This is a genomic window from Paenibacillus sp. FSL L8-0644, from assembly GCF_038008165.1.
Lineage (GTDB): Bacteria > Bacillota > Bacilli > Paenibacillales > Paenibacillaceae > Paenibacillus > Paenibacillus polymyxa_D.
Map to the genome: position 1 here is coordinate 161,050 of NZ_JBBOYN010000002.1, position 16,289 is coordinate 177,338.

Genomic DNA, 16,289 nt, shown 5'->3' on the forward strand with positions numbered 1-16,289 from the left:
TCCACATGATGATGTTAATTAAGTTGGAACTATATGGATATTCATTATACTTTCAAGCAGTTACTTTTTAGGACGCATGTTCAAACTGACTGTTGTATAGATCGGCATAGAAGCCGCCTTTTGCTAGCAATTCCTCATGGTTACCCATTTCGATAATGTCACCGTCCTTCATGACCAGAATCAGATCCGCATTCTTGATCGTCGAAAGTCGGTGAGCAATCACAAAGGAGGTTTTCCCCACAGTCAGCTGATCCATCGCTTGTTGAATCAGCAATTCCGTACGCGTATCGACCGAGCTTGTGGCCTCATCCAGAATGAGCATAGGTGAATCTTCAATCATCGCCCTTGCAATGGTAATCAATTGCTTTTGACCCGCAGAGAGATTGGCTTTGTCATCCAGAACTGTATCATATCCCTGCGGCAGTGTTTTAATGAAACTGTGCAGTCCCACCGCTCTACATGCAGCTTCTACCTGCTCATCAGTAACATGATCTTTGGAAAAGACGATATTGTCACGAATCGTTCCTTCGAACAGCCAGGTATCCTGAAGCACCATACAGAATAATTCATGAATATTCTCACGCGTTAATTGGCTGATCGGGGTTCCGTCAATGTAGATTTCTCCATCGTTCAGCTCATAAAACCGCATGAGTAAATTCACGAGCGTGGTCTTACCAGCGCCTGTCGGACCGACAATGGCGACTTTCTGACCAGCTTCAGCTTTCATAGAGAAGTCTTTGATAATCATATGGTCTTCGTTATAACCGAAACGAACATGTTTGAATTCAACATCCCCTTTGGCGTTATCCAGCTTCATAGTCTTGTCACTTTCATCCGCCAATTCTTCTTCACCCAAAAATTCGAATACACGTTCACTGGCAGCAGCAGCCGATTGCAAATTGGTTGCTGCCTGCGCCAACTGTGACAAGGGCTGTGTAAATAGACGAATATACACCATGAAGGCGACAATAGTTCCGATGGTTATAGTCTGTTGGTTGACCAGCAAAGCTCCCACAACACAGACCGCGACATAACCAAAATTTCCAATGAACATCATGACTGGCATCATCAGACCAGACATGAACTGGGACTTCCATGCATTTGTATATAAGCGGCTGTTAATGCCATGAAACACCTCCTTGGCTGCTTGTTCCCCGTTATAGACCTTGACTACGTTATGACCAGCATAGGTTTCTTCGATATGACCGTTGATCTGGCCAAGCTCCGCTTGCTGTGCTACAAAGTATTTCTGTGAATGCTTCATAATCACGCTCATCAGGCTAAAGCCGATCAGCGTAGCTACAATTCCGGTAACGGTCATGATCCAGTTCGTATAAAGCATCATAATCAAGGCTCCCACGAAAGTGGCCAGCGCACTAACAAGCGTGCCGAGACTGTTGTTTAGCGTTTGTCCGATGGTATCGACATCGTTGGTTACGCGGCTAAGCACATTACCGTAACTCGTAGAGTCAAAATACTTCAAAGGCATATGATCGATTTTTCGAGACAGCTCTGTTCGCATCTTCTTTGTAAGACGCTGTGAGACGGTTGCTGTAATGAAGCCCTGAAAATAGTTAAAAATAAGACCAAATCCATATAAAAGCGCTAATACAAAAACAATCTTCTGAACAGCACTTACATCAATCCCGGTTACGATTCCTTCCTGAATCAGGTTGGCAATATCACTGAGCTTATCTGGGCCAATCACGTTGAGGGTAGAGCCGACCAGGGCCAGTACCATAGCGAGTATAATCATAGGCACATAGGCCTTGCTGTAGGATGCAAGCTGGCTGATGGTCTTTTTAAAATTATTTGCTTTTTCACCACCACCCCTGCCCCCCGCGGGACCTTTGCCCATGGGACCTGGCTGATTCATTTTCATTTGCTGGCTGTCGACGGTGTGTTCATTCTTATCCATGTATGAGTTCCTCCTTCGAAAGCTGCGAATATGCGATCTCCTGATAGGTGCTGCAGTTCGTCATCAGCTCTTCATGCGTGCCACTCCCTACAATCTCCCCCTGGTCCAGCACGATAATTCGGTCAGCGTCTTTGATAGTGCCTATGCGCTGACCAACAATAAGTGTCGTAGCGTGGCCGGTTTCTTTTTTGAGAGCGGAGCGCAGAATCCGATCTGTTCTGTAATCTAGTGCCGAGAAGGAATCATCGAAAATATAAATTTCCGGCTGTCGGTAGATGGCACGCGCAATCGACAGCCGTTGCTTTTGACCACCGGACACGTTCGCTCCACCTTGCGAAATTCTACCCTGATACTGACCATCCATTTTTTCAACAAACTCCGTTCCTTGAGCAATACCAACGGCTTCTTTGACGAGTTTCTCTGAAGCTCCTGCTCTTCCGTTAACACCATACGAAACGTTGGATACCACCGTACCGTTGAACAGTACAGCTCTCTGGGGAACATATCCGATTTTGTTATGGAGTGCCTGCTGATTATAGTTCCTGACATTCACACCGTCCACGAGTACCTCTCCCTCGGTCACATCATAGAAGCGGGGAATTAGATTGATCACGCTGGTTTTGCCGCTGCCTGTAGCGCCAATAAAGGCAACCGTCTCGCCTCGTTTCGCCGTAAAGCTAATATTGCGAAGCACGGCCTCCTCCGCGTCCGGATATTTGAAGCTGACATTACGGAATTCCACTTGCCCCATAACGCTTTCTTCTCCAGTCGTCTCATGCCCGTTAACGATACTGGATTCGGTATTCAAAACCTCCATGATCCGTTTGGCAGAAATCGAAGCTCGAGGCATCAGGAAGAAAATCATACTTACCATCATAAAGGCCATGACCACCTGCACCGCATAAGAGGAGAATACGACCATATTAGAGAATAGCGTAATGCGGTCCGGCACGGCCGCTCCGTTAATCAGGTAAGTGCCAACCCAATAGATCGAGACACTCAGACCCGACATAATAAAGGTCATACCCGGGCCAACCATTGCCATTAACCGGTTCGCAAACAGGTTTGTATTCGTCAATTCGGCATTAGCCTGCCCGAACTTCTCCTCCTGATACTGATCTGCATTATAAGCGCGCACCACCCGAAGCCCGGTCAGATGCTCACGTGTTACTCTGTTCAGATTATCGGTGAGACGTTGGATTTTTTGGAAACTCGGAAGAGCGAAAATAACAATGACACTCAGCATCAGGATCAGGACAGCCACAGCCACTCCTGTAGAGGCGGTCCACTGCCAGTTTTTATCCGCAATTTTTGCAATGGCCCACACGGCCAGAATCGGCGCCTTGATGATCACCTGCAGCCCCAGCGCAACCACCGTTTGAATTTGGGTAACATCGTTCGTGGAGCGGGTGATAAGGCTGGCTGTTGAAAAGTTGTTCATCTCTTCCATGGAAAAAGATAAGGCCTTGTCAAAGACCATCGCACGCAGACGCATGGCCAGCCCTGCCGCGACCTTTGCCGCAAAATAGCCGACAATAATAGATGCAATCATACTGCCGACGGCACAAAACAACATGTAACTGCCGGGAATCAGCAGTTCGGACATAGGTGTTCCTTCTGTTTGCAGCTTGGTCGTAATTTCCGCCATATAATCAGGTAGCTTCAGATCAAGCCATACCTGCACAACGATGAAAGCCAGGCTGCAAAGCACGAGCATCCATTCATTTTTTTTGAGATATTTGAATATCTTTAGCATTCCGTTGCTCTCCTTTTATCTGATAGTCTTTGATGTCTGGTGAAGTATGGTGCTCCTGCGTCTGCATAGAAATTCAGCTTCTAGAGACAATAAGCTTAATGAGCCGGATCAGTTCTTTGGCATCCTGTTCGTCTAACTTTCGAAGAACATTCTCGGTCCATGCGATTCCTTCCTTATGCCTATCAATCATAAATTGCTTACCTGTATCCGTAATGAATACAATCACCTTACGTTTGTCATTGACATCAGTACGTCGTACAACTAGTCCTTTCTTCTCTAGGCTCTTCAGTGCCGTTGCTACCCGTCCCGTACTGACGGACAAATATTCGCTCAAGTGGCCAGAGGTAACTCCGTCCTTATTGAAATTCAGACAAATGAGAATCCCCATTTCGCCACGTGAGAAGTGCCCTCGTTCCTCTAATGCTGGTTTCCGCGATTTGACGATATACTCGAATAGTTCTGTCGCTAATGCTTTATAATCCAATGGTCACAACACCTTCTCGCTAATACCTTATAGTATGAGATAATTAATCTTATAGTATAAGATAATAATAATATCGGGCTACAAAGTCAATTAGAGAAAATATGGAATACAAAAAAACGTCCGTAACCAGCTTGTATTTTCACCAAATTTTCCACACAAAAAGTTCAATGGACATGCCAAAAACTCGAGGAGTGGTTTGCAAGGCTTTTACCAACCTTCACTTCTAACATTGGAAGCTACATTGCTTTGTAACGTCCATGGTATGAATAACCATCTTATAGTGCCACATATCACAACACCTAAGAGCTAAAACCGAGTCTCATCTTATGTATCTTCCTCTGACATGCTCTCTGTGGTCGCATAGTTCATTGAATTAGACCTTCTGTAGAGTACCTTGATAGAGTACTTTACAGAAGGTCTAAAGGACGTACTTTTTTCGCTTAATCGACCATTTCAAAGTCTTTTATCGTTGCATTCGGTCTTAAAATCTTTTCCTGGTCAAATATAGCTAACGGTTCATCACCATTTTAACTTTGACAGGCCAATTATGATTAGCAAGAGCTCAGTCTTAGAACCCTGTAGTATACTGTGTAGGGATTGCAGTTTCTTTTTTCAATTTTGATGCGGCTTCCAGTGACCAATAAGGATTTCTCAACATCCCTCTACCCACAGCAACCAGATCGGCCTCTTCATTTCCGATAACTGCATTCGCCAATATTGGATCTTCTAGTCTTCCAACGGCCATCACCGGAATATCCAAAGCTTCTTTGATCTCTTTTGCTAAGGGGACTTGATACGCTGCGTGAGTTCCTGGTCTGCCCCATGCAGCTATAGGTCCCTCACCGCCAGATGAAATATCAAACATATCTACTCCTGCCTTTTGATATTCCTTGGCAAAAGCAATGCTTTCCTTAATACCATATCCACCTTCTACGTATTCTTTGGCAGAAATACGCATCAAGAGCGGCATATCTTCTGGCATTTCACCCTTCGCTGCCTGGATGATTTCCCGACCAAAAAGGGTAAGGTCTTTACCATATTCATCTTCCCGTTTGTTCGTAAGCGGCGAATGAAATTGATGAATCAAATAGCCATGTGCACCATGAATTTCAATGCTGTCGAATCCAGCCTTGACAGCGCGAGCTACAGCAGCACGAAATTTCTCAACCAGGCCTTTAACCTCTTTTGTTGTAAGCGCGCGAGGTTGTTTTGAATTTTCATCAAATGCAATAGCAGATGGTGCTACAGGAACTTCAGCATCTTCCGCCTTGCGTCCGGCATGCGCGATCTGGATTCCCACTTTGGCACCGTAGCTATGACAAGCATCTACAATCCGTTTGAGAGCAGGAATCTGCTCATCTGACCATAAACCAAGATCAAAATCGGAGATACGACCATCCGGCTCTACATCTGTCATTTCAATTATGATAAAACCAGCTCCGCCTACTGCACGGCTAACGTAGTGCATATAATGCCAATCTGTGGCAACCCCGTCCTTTTGGTCAACCGAGTATTGGCACATTGGAGGCATAACTACGCGATTTTTCAATTCCAAACCTTTAATTGTATAGGGACTAAATAAATCTTTCATGTGAGAAAGACTCCTCTCTGAGTTATATTAGGAAATACAACAACAAAATGCATGCACACGCATATATACTAACATGTTTGTTTCATTTGTCAACTCTAAGCATGATTTCAGACTCTTCAAAGTAAGATTACGTCATTTACTCGTTTGTTATAGTAAGCTACTTCTTCGTCTATATCGTAAAACCGGCATTGCCTGACCACGTAGTCATCGGAGCCATACGCTATTCTTCATAGTGATCCCGCTTTTCAAATTAATTAATGCACATTTTGATTGCTTATTTTTCAAAAAAATACGTGGATGATTTGAATAAACTGTGAGCGCTTCTGGTTTCCACTAGGAAGCGCTCGTACTGTATATTAATTTTTGATGTGGAGGAAAATCTACATTCTCATGCTCTCCATAAAAAAGCTCAATGCGTTGGACACCCACTTCTTGGGATGAAGAACAAGCTGAATTTCCAGCTTGAACTCGGCATGCTCAAAGGGTAACACCTTCAGCTCTTCCCGTTCAATCTCCTCCAGCGCAGCCATTAGAGGTAGAATGGATATACCCTCTCCAGTCTTGATGCTCCGTTTGATCGCTTCCGGATTACCCAGCTCTAGGCTTACGCGATAGGTGATTCCATTTGCTCGAAGCACTCTCTCCAGCAGTTGTCTGTAGTTGCACGTATGCTCGGGCATAATCCACTCCGCATCCACCAGATCATCCAGGCCGATTCGCTCTTTAGCGATAAGCGGATGGTTCGGATGGACAATCAGCACAAGCGGTTCTTCTCGAATCGTAATCCACTGCAAGGCCGGATTGCTTGAATCGTCCGCGAGGATCAGTCCAACATCGGCCTCCCCTTCCCTGACCTGGTGCAAAATCATCTCTTCGCGATCCGTATGCAATCGTATGTTCAGATCAGGGTATTCTTTGCGAGTCGCCTGCATAAACGGCGGCAGAAAATACGAAGCGATGGAATCCATAGTACCGATCGTCATAGAGCCGCCGCCCTGCTTGGCCAATTTTTCTTTCGATTGCTCGAAAAGCTCCAGCATTTGTCCAGCAAGCTTGAACAGTTCTTCCCCGGCAGAGGTAAGACGAATCTTGTTGTTGCTGTAGCGTTCGAACAATTTGACTTGATACGTTTTCTCCAGCTTCTGAATCTGGGTCGTGACGCTGGATTGTGCGTAACCGAGCACTTCTGCTGCTCTCGTAAAGCTTTCACGAATAGCAACTTCCCGAAATGTCTGAAGATAAATGAAATCCATTCTGGCCACCCCATCAAAAATTTTGATTAGAATCATCGCTTATTATAGATAACTCCGATGCTGTCTCCTATGTTACATTAGATTTAATTCAACGGGAAGGGATAACTGATGATGATGATGAACGAACAACATATTCATGGGATTTTCATACCGCTGATTACACCTTTTACGCGTGACTATAAGTTGGACATCAATTCGTACCGGAAGTATGTTACCTATCTTGCAGGTCATGACATTCAGGGACTGGTTGTTAACGGTACGACAGGAGAGTCGCCAACCGTATCCTGGGATGAAGTGAAGCAAATGGTACAGGTGACGCAGGATGTTCTGAAGAGCATGAACAAAACCATTCCGATCGTCATTGGCACGGGAACGAACGATACCTATTCAACGGTGCATCGGACGGAAATGGCGGCTGAATTAGGAGCGGATGCAGCCATGGTGGTCACTCCGTATTACAACCGACCGACGCAGGAAGGGATCTTGGAGCATTTCCGTGTCGTATCTCGTGTAGGCCTGCCTGTGCTTGTATATGAGATTCCGGTTCGCACGGGCAGTCGCATGACAATAGATACCATACGCAAGGTGCTGGACCTGGATGGCGTAATTGGGCTCAAGGACAGCACGGGCGGTCTTGATCTGCTCTTAAAATTGACCCAGTACGAGACCAAGCCTGTCCTCTGCGGAGAGGATGCCTATTTCCATGCCATGCTATGTCAGGGAGCTGCCGGCGGTATGCTTGCATCCGCTCATCTCAATATCCAGAAGTATGTGGATACGTACCAACGTTTTGTAGCTGGCGACATGAACGGATCGCGAGACAGTTTTAAGCTACTGGAACCGCTGATCCAGCATGTATTTGCAGAACCAGCCCCGGCCGCGATCAAGTGGTGGCTTACCCAGCAAGAGATTATTGCCGCAGAGCAATTGCGCCTGCCACTCATGCCACTGTCAGAACAGGTGAAGCAGGGTCTCCTGAATTCAATCGTATCCTGATAATCAGCTTATCTCAGACTACCCAATTATAACGTAGAAGAAGCATCTCCTAGTCAGGAGATGCTTCATTTTTTAGCCGGAACTGACACCCTTCTGAAAAACGAATTTAAGAAGATACTCTCTATACTAGAACGCTATAAGTTACTGGTCTAAAATTAGTGAAGATGAATGTGACACATAGCAATTTGATGATTGAAGACGTGTCTTCTATTGAGCTTAAAATGTCCGAAAGATCATTGCGTTGCTTGATCCCCAACCAATCCTAACTGTCTGTCATCAAGATACATTTTTTGCAAGTCCCTCAATCTGAAAAGCTTACAAGCAATAGCTGGATGGTTCCTAGTAAATCCAGTTGCAGCATTAAGGGAATTCTTTGTGTAAGCGAAATTATTGCAAAAAGAAGCTGCCGATGAATTTCATCGACAGCTCTTCTCTTTTACGCAGTATACTCCTCAATCCTATTCGCTGGACAACTCCTTGAGCGATTTGACTTTACCATGGGGATGCTGTTCTTGCTTTCGTGACTTCCAGGCTGCTTCTTTCCTTTTCTTCTGGTGAGCCATAACAGATATCCTCCTTTGGAAATTGTGATGTATACTACTTTCTTAAGTTGTCATTTCTCAGCTCTGTTCATTCATAAAACTAAATTCGTTGGATTTTTGTAATAACTCAGGGTGCAATCTGGATAAGCCAACTAGCCTTCTTGGAGGCGAGAAATGTAGCTGCATGTGGAATCGGCCTTTACCTTGCGATAAGAGGATTTAGTACATATAACTGCGCCCGCAAGATTGGAAGGAGCGGAAGAAGGCTATTTGTCGGCTGAACCGCTATAAACTGTGCTTAATTTCGATGTCGCCCTAATACCATTGGGACCTTCAATAATAATACGACCTTGTTCCGTAAAACTTGTTCCTTCCCAGTCAGTAGCCATATCCAAATAATCGAGACCCGCGCTGTTTCCTTTCCAAGACCATGCTAGATAACCTACTCCCTTTTGCTCAGCGTAACTCATAATGGTAGCCTCATCAACATCACCGCTCGTATGCTTGATGCCGAATTCGCCAATCACGAGAGCCAGATTTTTATTCAGTACATTATCCATGTTGCTTTTTACTGTAGCAGCATTTCCACCGGCATATTCATACATATGAATAGAGAACATCGTATTTTTTAGCGGATCTGCATTAAAGACTTCTGTTCCGTAGTCAAAAATAGATTGCGGATACTGTCCCCATCCTGCTCCGTCAACCATGATTGTGTTTTTGATGCCGGCATTTCTAAGCTTGGGTATAACAGACTTATAGCCTTGCGCCCAGCCTCCGCCATCCCATGTTCCATACCATTCGTTCGCAATATTGAGGATAACGGTGCTTTCTTTTCCAATGAGTGCACCTTTCATTTCAATCCAGTAATTCGCAATATTATTCAATACAGTAGCGCTATCAGACCCTGTACCATCATGTACTTCAAGGACAACAACCAATTTGTTTTGCTCTGATAAAGTGATTAAATTCTGTAGCTCAGACAGATTGTCTTTTGTCCATTGCTGACCATCCGACAGTACGATTCTGATGGTGTTCGCTCCCGTTCTCGCAATGGCAGGGATCGCTGCTGACTCTTGACCCTTATACCATGTATAAGCGTGATTGATTCCTCTCATTACGAACGGATTTCCGTTGGCATCGTACAGCGTTGTTCCGTTAATATAAAAGCCTGTATTCTCAGAGGTAGCATTTGTCGTCACATTTGTGATATTGCTTGTTGTTGAAACATTCCCTGCCGTATCCCTGGCTTTTACTGTGAAGCTATACGTTGTATTGGCGGTAAGTCCTGTCACCGTATAACTTGTCGTGTCGGTTGAATCGACTAATGTTGTTCCATTATACACATCGTAGCTGGTAACCCCTACATCGTCTGTTGAAGCATCCCATATAAGACTTACCGAAGTGTTTGTTTTGGAAAAGCTTTTCAGGTTCGCTGGTGCCGTTGGTGCTGTCGTATCAGCGGTGGATTCGACAAGCGTAAACTTCCATTTCTGCTGATCATTTCCGTTATCCACCCATTGCTGTACATTTGCCCCATCATTAGTATAACCCCCGATTACATCCAGCGCTTTACCGCTAGATTTAACGAGCAACTTATAATATCCGCCGCCGACGCTAATAATCTTCCACTTTTGATTAGATAAGTCGTTGTCTGTCCATTGCTGCACATTAGCACCATCTTCGAGAGAACCTCCAGCTACTGTTAATGCTTTACCGCTGGATTGCACAATCAGTTTATAGTATCCATCGCCAACGTCGATCACTTTCCATTTCTGCTGGGGTCTGCCGCTGTCCGTCCACTGCTGCACCTTGGCTCCATCGGCAGTGGAGTTTCCTGCTACCTCTAGGTTTTTTCCGCTATGTTGTGCTGTTAGTTTATAAATTTCACCTGAAACAATACTTGTGTCGGATGCGCTAGTGTTCACATCAATCACATTGCTTGCAGCCGACGCGTTCCCAGCAGCATCTCTGGCTTTCACATAAAAGCTGTACGCCATGTTAGCTGTTAAGCCGGTAACGATAAAGGACGTAGACGCACTGGAGCCTATGAGGTTTGATCCGTTGTAGATGTCGTATTCGGCAACCCCTACATTGTCTGTAGATTCCGTCCACTCTAAGCTTACCGTCGTATCAGATATAGAGGAACTAGTCAGGCCGGAGGGCGCTGTTGGAGGTGTGTTATCCCCCGGTTCGTCGGCTGAATGCACTTCGAATTCCCAGAGGGAATATCCGTAGCCAGTAGCCCTTTCGATGCCGTTCATTCTTACATACCTTGCGTTTGTTGCTTCGAAAGATATCTTCTCGATTCCTCCCTCTCCAGTCGTAGTGGAATAGACGGTAGCCCAATGATCATTATCCGTTGATGTTTGAACTTGGAAGGACTTCGCATAAGCCGCTTCCCAGTTAAGCGTAACCCCATTGATTTCGGTAGTATTGCCGAGATCTACACTTATCCACTGTGGATCTGAATATTGTGAAGACCATCTAGTTAGCGAATTCCCGTCAATCGCAAAATCAGCCGCCTTACTCGAATCTTCGACGGAGCTTGCAGTTGCCGATTTGGTGAGAACAAGGCTTTCGGAAGCGCTCACATTTTTGATCGGCAACAGACTAATAAGCAGACCAAACAAAATCAAACATGTTATGGTTTTTTTCATCTCAAAACCTCCAATTCATATAAATAAACAACTGCTTGATTAGTCCTGTATTATTCATCTTGAAGTTCACTAATTTACCTAAATTGTCTTTTCTAGGTCGACCCTCCCTTCATAGTTTTCTATTCAAATCTTCATCCCAAAGGCTTAATAAAGGCTCCTCCTTTAACCGCTTTCATTTAGAGTTGCATCACTTATTTCGCTTCGATTGATTTTCTATATCGTCCTCCAGAGATAAAATTCATCAAAGCGACCTAAAGCATATATATTTTTGTCCTCCAGCACTATTCCTTGATTAATAAAAAGTTTTAAAATCTATTTGAAAAACTCATAACAATGCGCCTGAATCATGCAAATTATTTAATAGCTGTTATTGTAACTCCCTAAAAGAAACGTTTTTTAAAGAGACTATGAGCTAATGATCAATTATTCAGCAAATGAAGCAAGTGAACCGCCTTCCCACATTTCCCACTAATTCAGTGTCAAACCATCATTATAAAGATTATAGGCACCTTTGAAGGCTTACTATAAATTTTATCCAAAACAAAAAAAGCCGCCAAAATGGCGACTTTATTGGGTAACCGATTTCAACGTACTTTTACATAATAAGACGCTTCTGTAATTAGTTTTAAGATCCATTATAGGGGATATTCGCCTAATGTGCAGCTTCCGAAAAGTACAAGCGGAGTAGAACCAGACAAACTGTAAGCAGATCATTGTTCTCTTATAATCCGTGTATGAACTTAGTTATTTAATATAGGTATCTCTCCAAGCAGATTTTTTAAATTAATAGAATCCCACGGCATATGCTCCGTTATACCTAAGCCAACTACATCTGTTTCTTCAGATAGTTCTCTAATCAGATTAAGTAGTTGGGGCATTTGCATTGTTCCCGCAGGAGAATAATTATAAGGTGCTTCAGGGTTGGCGAATAATAAAGAACGAAATGCTTTTGGGTCAAGCACATCTAAATCAAGGTGAATAGCCAGATGCTTAATGCCACTTTCTTTAATCCACTCTTTTATAGATTCAGTACTGTTTGTTAACTCTTGAGCTTCTGCAGTTCTAATCCCTAGTCTTTGAATCACTTCTGTATCTGGTTCTGTTGGTGCTATACCTAGTCTTTGAAACGCTTCTGAAATCACTTCTATTTCTTGCTCTGTAGGAGTTGCTAATCCTGCGATAAAAACATTTTCTGGTTTTAGAGGGATTTTCACATGCTTTGCGAATTCCTCATCTCCTTCTCCCAACAGATTTCCGAGCGGTAATGTATGTCCGTTATCATAGCCTACATATCTAACTAAATCACTGTGAGCATCGATCCAAATTAAACCTAATTCCCCACCATATCGTTCGTTTAAATAGGCAAATGGAGCTTGTTCCACTAAGCAGTCACCACCAAACATTACAATGCGATCTGGCTTATGAGCATCAATGATATGCTGAGCAGCCTCTAATTGTTCAAGTAGCTGTGTTCTCCCATTCATACCGTTTTCGTTTTCAAGTGGAGTTCCATCATAAGCTTGAACTGGAACATGAATAAGGGGTTGATCATTATCCGGAGCTAGCCAAGCAAGCAGTTCGGCTCCAAAAGAATAATTAGGATTGTTTCCCCCTTGCCATTGTGGCATTAACAGGCGTATTGTTTTTTTAGTCATGTTATTCTCTCCTTTACTTCAAAAGTAAGGTTAGTATAAACTGAACACAAATAAAAACGTAGTACGCACTATTTTGATAGGTACTACCCGAAAGGATATTGTAACCATGAGTATGGCTGAATTTAAAGGTAAAGTTAAAAATATTCAAGATACACCTTTTGGTTATACAGTTTCATTGATTGGTGGTAAATGGAAAATGGTTATTATTTATCTCCTAGCCGAAAACCGGACCGTTCGCTTTAATGATCTGAAAAGACAGATAGGGGCTATTACTTATAAAACATTGAGTTCACAACTAAAAGAATTGGAAGCGGATGGTCTGGTAAATCGAAAAGAATATCCTCAAATTCCTCCTAAAGTCGAGTACAGTCTCACAGATAAAGCAGAAACGCTATTACCTGTTTTGGAAGGGTTATGTGAGTGGGGAACAAAAAATCAAAATAGTTAAATCCAGTTTTCTACTAAAAAGCCTATATGCGAAAAGTATGCTGAAGATGCCGTATTCCTTATTCTCCAACGGAAGAGACAGCATACAGCCGTTCTGCAAATTCTATTATCTTAATTATCGCTTCAAGCCAGATTTATTTCCCGAATCACTTCAAGCGGAACCTTCGGTTTTCGGTTTTCGGTCTTCCGTCAACAACCCGTTGACTTCCTGCTGTACATCGGTTACCTGTGTATAGCAATAGCCCGAGAGATAGGGGGGCGCTTTAATTGCTCCGGTGATTGCACGGAAACGTTCGATAAAAGCTTCGACTGAATAAAGGAAATGCTGTTGTTTACGATGCTTTCCTTTTCCTGATATCGCCCCAAAAACTCTTCGCCCGTTTCCACATAATCATGAAGAGTTAAAAATATCCGAGACCCTATGCTCCCATCCGTCATTGGTAACCACCGGACGATACGGATCAATCGTCTTCGTCAGATGATAAATGGTTTGCGTGAACTGCTGCTGCCTTACATCATGTTCAATGGTCGATATGCCACACGATTCATTGAACGGGACCCAAGTTATGATACTTGGATGATTGTACTGCTGCGGTACGATTTCCAGCCATTCCTTCGTAAAGCGGCTAACCGCCTGATCATTGAACTCAAAGGTCGACGCCATTTCCGACCAGACGAGCATGCCTTTCACATCACACCAATATAAAAAGCGTCAATAATATTGTATTAAATTATTAATTTTGTATTAAATACCGATCATGTTCGATTTCTCTGGTTCAAGAACCCATAGGAAAGACAGCGATTATTGAGCCGAACCTTGTACACAAAAACAACATGTTATTCCCTTGCTTAATACAATAAAAAGCCACTGATCTTCGGATTAAGATCAGCGGCTGATGCTCTTTTTATTTTAAACTTTCTTTAATACCCATACTCCATACGGTTCCAATGGTACGGTACCAGTAAGCTTGCTACCGGAAAGGAGATCTTCCGTCTCCACACTCAGTTTAACCTGAGCCGTTTCTCCGCTGTAATTCAATAGAAATACCAGCTCTTCTTGTACATCCGCACGAATAGCAACTTCTACCGTCGAAGGAGCTTGGCACCACCCCGCAAGCGGAGATGCCACCGGCAGCTGTCTTAGAAGCTCAGCCGCTATCGGTAAGTCAAAAGCTGCGCCCCAATAGTAGACCAGTCCCTCGCCAACACGATTGACGGTCAAGGCCGGTTTTCCTTCATAGTAGCTTGATGCGTACTCTGCAAGTACTTCTACCGTATCAGCATGAACATTCAAAATGTCGTTGAAGTCTGGAGCCCAAAAATCAAGGGCTTGTTCCTTAAACCGCACCGATACAGGTGATGCCGTCCCATTTACCATCGTAAAGTCCTCTACATGAACGCCACTCATTTCGGCTGCAGGCCCTGGGAGTAGCTGCATACGGCAGTGACCAAACTCGTTCTTATAACCGGTGCGGCAACCGAAGATCAGGATGCCCCCATCCTCTACATACTTCTGCAACATAGCTGCTGTACTGTCTCTTAGGATCGCCGGATGCGTGTATACCAACACCTTGTAATTTCCCAGTTCCCGCAGCTGCTCTGATTCCATACCCGGACGGATTGTAACCATATCCGAAGGTATATGTCCATACTGCAGTGCCTTGTACCAGCCGAGCTCACTTTGCTTTGTCAAGGGACCATACCATTTATCCAACTCGCCATCCCACTCGTTATCATAATCGCGAAGTAGAGCAACTTCTGCCACGTAGCGTTTGCCAAGAATCCGTCCTCCAACCTTTTGCAGCTCCTTTCCGACGCGGCCTGCTTCTGCGACCCGACGATTCGGCTGATTGTGATAATCATTAATTCCATGCCAGTACATTTCTGTACCAAACGTTGCCGTTCTCCAGCGGAAATACAAAATCATGTCTGCCCCGTGAGCAATGCTTTGGTAGGTCCACAATCGCATCTGCCCCGGACGCGGGGATGGCATCTCCATCCTGTTCACCCATCCTCCCGGACCGGATTGCTGCTCCATCACGCAGAAATTTGGTGACATCCCTCTGACGTTACTTAAAGAAAGCCCCCACTTGCGATCCAGCAATGGCATCTCCCCTTGGTCCGGATAAATGGTACTGAATTGAGGGTAAGAATCGTACGAGAAAAAATCAAGTAATTGATCCGTCATCCTATGACTATCCAAATGCCCGAATACACCGTTGGTTGTCACCCACTGATTAGGCGCCACTGACCGAAGGATGTCCACTTGTAGTTTGGCAAACGAAATGGTGTTATCGGATATAAACCGTTTCTCGTCCAAAGACTGATGAGGGTTCGTTGACCCGGATACGGTTGGACGAGTTAGATGAACCTGCTTCCAGCTGTCATAAGTTTGATTCCAGAATACAGTACCCCAGGTCTTATTGAGTTGCTCCAACGTACCGTATTTTTCCTCTAGCCAGCATCGGAAGGCCTGATGATCTGCCTCGGCATAAAAAACATTTATCTCGCAGTTCAGCTCATTATCAATTTGCCACCCAATGATGGCCGGATGATCTTTGTAATGTTGTGCCATCTCTCTTGTAATACGTGCACAAAGCTCCAAATAAATGGGACTGCTATAGTTATAATGCCGACGCTGACCATGTTGGAACGTGACCCCCTCCATGGATACGTTCAGCACCTCGGGATACTTATAAGTAAGCCATGCTGGTGGCGTAGCTGTTGGTGTGCCCATGATCACTTGAATTCCGTTCGCGTCTGCCTGCTCCAAGAAACGGTCAAACAGCGTGAATTCGAACTTTCCTTCCTCCGGCTCGAAGATCGACCAAGCAAATTCTCCAATCCGAATGATGCTGAAGCCCAGTTCCTTCATTCTTATGAGATCGTCCGACCACAACGATTCGTCCCAGTGTTCAGGATAATAACAAGCTCCCAAATGAAAGCGATCTAAAGATAAGGATTTCGGCATGCTCCAATTCTCCTTC

Annotated in this window: 12 protein-coding genes; 2 read left to right on the top strand and 10 right to left on the bottom strand. The window is 44.3% G+C overall.

The window, feature by feature from the left end; translation table 11 throughout:
* Positions 1 to 67: 67 nt before the first annotated feature.
* The 5 genes from NSS94_RS25775 to NSS94_RS25795 form a co-directional block, all read right to left on the bottom strand.
* Positions 68 to 1,918, bottom strand: a complete 1,851-nt coding sequence (locus NSS94_RS25775; protein ID WP_165150625.1) for an ABC transporter ATP-binding protein — start codon at positions 1,916 to 1,918, stop codon at positions 68 to 70.
* Entirely contained in the window at positions 1,911 to 3,674 is a 1,764-nt protein-coding gene (locus NSS94_RS25780; RefSeq protein ID WP_039275165.1) for an ABC transporter ATP-binding protein, read from the bottom strand. The genes NSS94_RS25775 and NSS94_RS25780 overlap by 8 nt, the downstream gene beginning before the upstream one ends.
* A 73-nt stretch (positions 3,675 to 3,747) precedes the next feature.
* Positions 3,748 to 4,158: a MarR family winged helix-turn-helix transcriptional regulator gene (locus NSS94_RS25785; protein ID WP_340885398.1), complete on the bottom strand. Its 411-nt coding sequence runs from the start codon at positions 4,156 to 4,158 to the stop codon at positions 3,748 to 3,750.
* 568 nt (positions 4,159 to 4,726) lie between these two features.
* Positions 4,727 to 5,749 (bottom strand): NADH:flavin oxidoreductase/NADH oxidase, encoded by a 1,023-nt coding sequence (locus NSS94_RS25790; protein WP_341040491.1) that lies wholly within the window; start codon positions 5,747 to 5,749, stop codon positions 4,727 to 4,729.
* 380 nt (positions 5,750 to 6,129) lie between these two features.
* Positions 6,130 to 7,002, bottom strand: coding sequence for a LysR family transcriptional regulator (locus NSS94_RS25795; protein WP_029518462.1), 873 nt, complete (start codon positions 7,000 to 7,002; stop codon positions 6,130 to 6,132).
* 114 nt (positions 7,003 to 7,116) lie between these two features.
* On the opposite strand from NSS94_RS25795, the gene dapA reads away from it, so the two are divergent.
* The gene (dapA, locus tag NSS94_RS25800) at positions 7,117 to 7,998 is read left to right on the top strand and encodes a 4-hydroxy-tetrahydrodipicolinate synthase (RefSeq protein ID WP_341040519.1); all 882 of its coding nucleotides are present in this window, start codon (positions 7,117 to 7,119) and stop codon (positions 7,996 to 7,998) included.
* 458 nt (positions 7,999 to 8,456) lie between these two features.
* Here dapA and NSS94_RS25805 read toward each other — a convergent pair whose 3' ends face one another.
* The 3 genes from NSS94_RS25805 to NSS94_RS25815 all read right to left on the bottom strand — a co-directional run bounded on the left by NSS94_RS25805 (position 8,457) and on the right by NSS94_RS25815 (position 12,855).
* On the bottom strand, positions 8,457 to 8,561 hold the full coding sequence (locus tag NSS94_RS25805) for a DUF6254 family protein (RefSeq protein ID WP_023988604.1): 105 nt from the start codon (positions 8,559 to 8,561) through the stop codon (positions 8,457 to 8,459).
* Positions 8,562 to 8,806: 245 nt separating this feature from the next.
* Complete coding sequence (locus NSS94_RS25810) at positions 8,807 to 11,200, bottom strand: cellulase family glycosylhydrolase (RefSeq protein WP_341040492.1); 2,394 nt, start codon at positions 11,198 to 11,200, stop codon at positions 8,807 to 8,809.
* 740 nt (positions 11,201 to 11,940) lie between these two features.
* Positions 11,941 to 12,855: an arginase family protein gene (locus NSS94_RS25815; RefSeq protein ID WP_341040493.1), complete on the bottom strand. Its 915-nt coding sequence runs from the start codon at positions 12,853 to 12,855 to the stop codon at positions 11,941 to 11,943.
* A 106-nt stretch (positions 12,856 to 12,961) separates the two neighbouring features.
* On the opposite strand from NSS94_RS25815, the gene NSS94_RS25820 reads away from it, so the two are divergent.
* On the top strand, positions 12,962 to 13,303 hold the full coding sequence (locus NSS94_RS25820) for a winged helix-turn-helix transcriptional regulator (RefSeq protein WP_029518466.1): 342 nt from the start codon (positions 12,962 to 12,964) through the stop codon (positions 13,301 to 13,303).
* Between the two features lie 390 nt (positions 13,304 to 13,693).
* Here NSS94_RS25820 and NSS94_RS26355 read toward each other — a convergent pair whose 3' ends face one another.
* Positions 13,694 to 13,966, bottom strand: coding sequence for a glycoside hydrolase family 2 TIM barrel-domain containing protein (locus tag NSS94_RS26355; RefSeq protein WP_445671552.1), 273 nt, complete (start codon positions 13,964 to 13,966; stop codon positions 13,694 to 13,696).
* A 246-nt stretch (positions 13,967 to 14,212) separates the two neighbouring features.
* Positions 14,213 to 16,273, bottom strand: coding sequence for a beta-galactosidase (locus NSS94_RS25830; RefSeq protein ID WP_341040494.1), 2,061 nt, complete (start codon positions 16,271 to 16,273; stop codon positions 14,213 to 14,215).
* Between the last annotated feature and the right edge of the window lie 16 nt (positions 16,274 to 16,289).

Bases quoted from the DNA above. Each gene is read 5' to 3' on its own strand.
- NSS94_RS25805 (WP_023988604.1), bottom strand. From the start codon at position 8,561: ATGGCTCACCAGAAGAAAAGGAAAGAAGCAGCCTGGAAGTCACGAAAG.
- NSS94_RS25815 (WP_341040493.1), bottom strand. From the start codon at position 12,855: ATGACTAAAAAAACAATACGCCTGTTAATGCCACAATGGCAAGGGGGA.
- NSS94_RS25795 (WP_029518462.1), bottom strand. From the start codon at position 7,002: ATGGATTTCATTTATCTTCAGACATTTCGGGAAGTTGCTATTCGTGAA.
- NSS94_RS25775 (WP_165150625.1), bottom strand. From the start codon at position 1,918: ATGGATAAGAATGAACACACCGTCGACAGCCAGCAAATGAAAATGAAT.
- dapA (WP_341040519.1), top strand. From the start codon at position 7,117: ATGATGAACGAACAACATATTCATGGGATTTTCATACCGCTGATTACA.
- NSS94_RS25780 (WP_039275165.1), bottom strand. From the start codon at position 3,674: ATGCTAAAGATATTCAAATATCTCAAAAAAAATGAATGGATGCTCGTG.
- NSS94_RS26355 (WP_445671552.1), bottom strand. From the start codon at position 13,966: ATGGCGTCGACCTTTGAGTTCAATGATCAGGCGGTTAGCCGCTTTACG.
- NSS94_RS25820 (WP_029518466.1), top strand. From the start codon at position 12,962: ATGAGTATGGCTGAATTTAAAGGTAAAGTTAAAAATATTCAAGATACA.
- NSS94_RS25830 (WP_341040494.1), bottom strand. From the start codon at position 16,273: ATGCCGAAATCCTTATCTTTAGATCGCTTTCATTTGGGAGCTTGTTAT.
- NSS94_RS25790 (WP_341040491.1), bottom strand. From the start codon at position 5,749: ATGAAAGATTTATTTAGTCCCTATACAATTAAAGGTTTGGAATTGAAA.
- NSS94_RS25810 (WP_341040492.1), bottom strand. From the start codon at position 11,200: ATGAAAAAAACCATAACATGTTTGATTTTGTTTGGTCTGCTTATTAGT.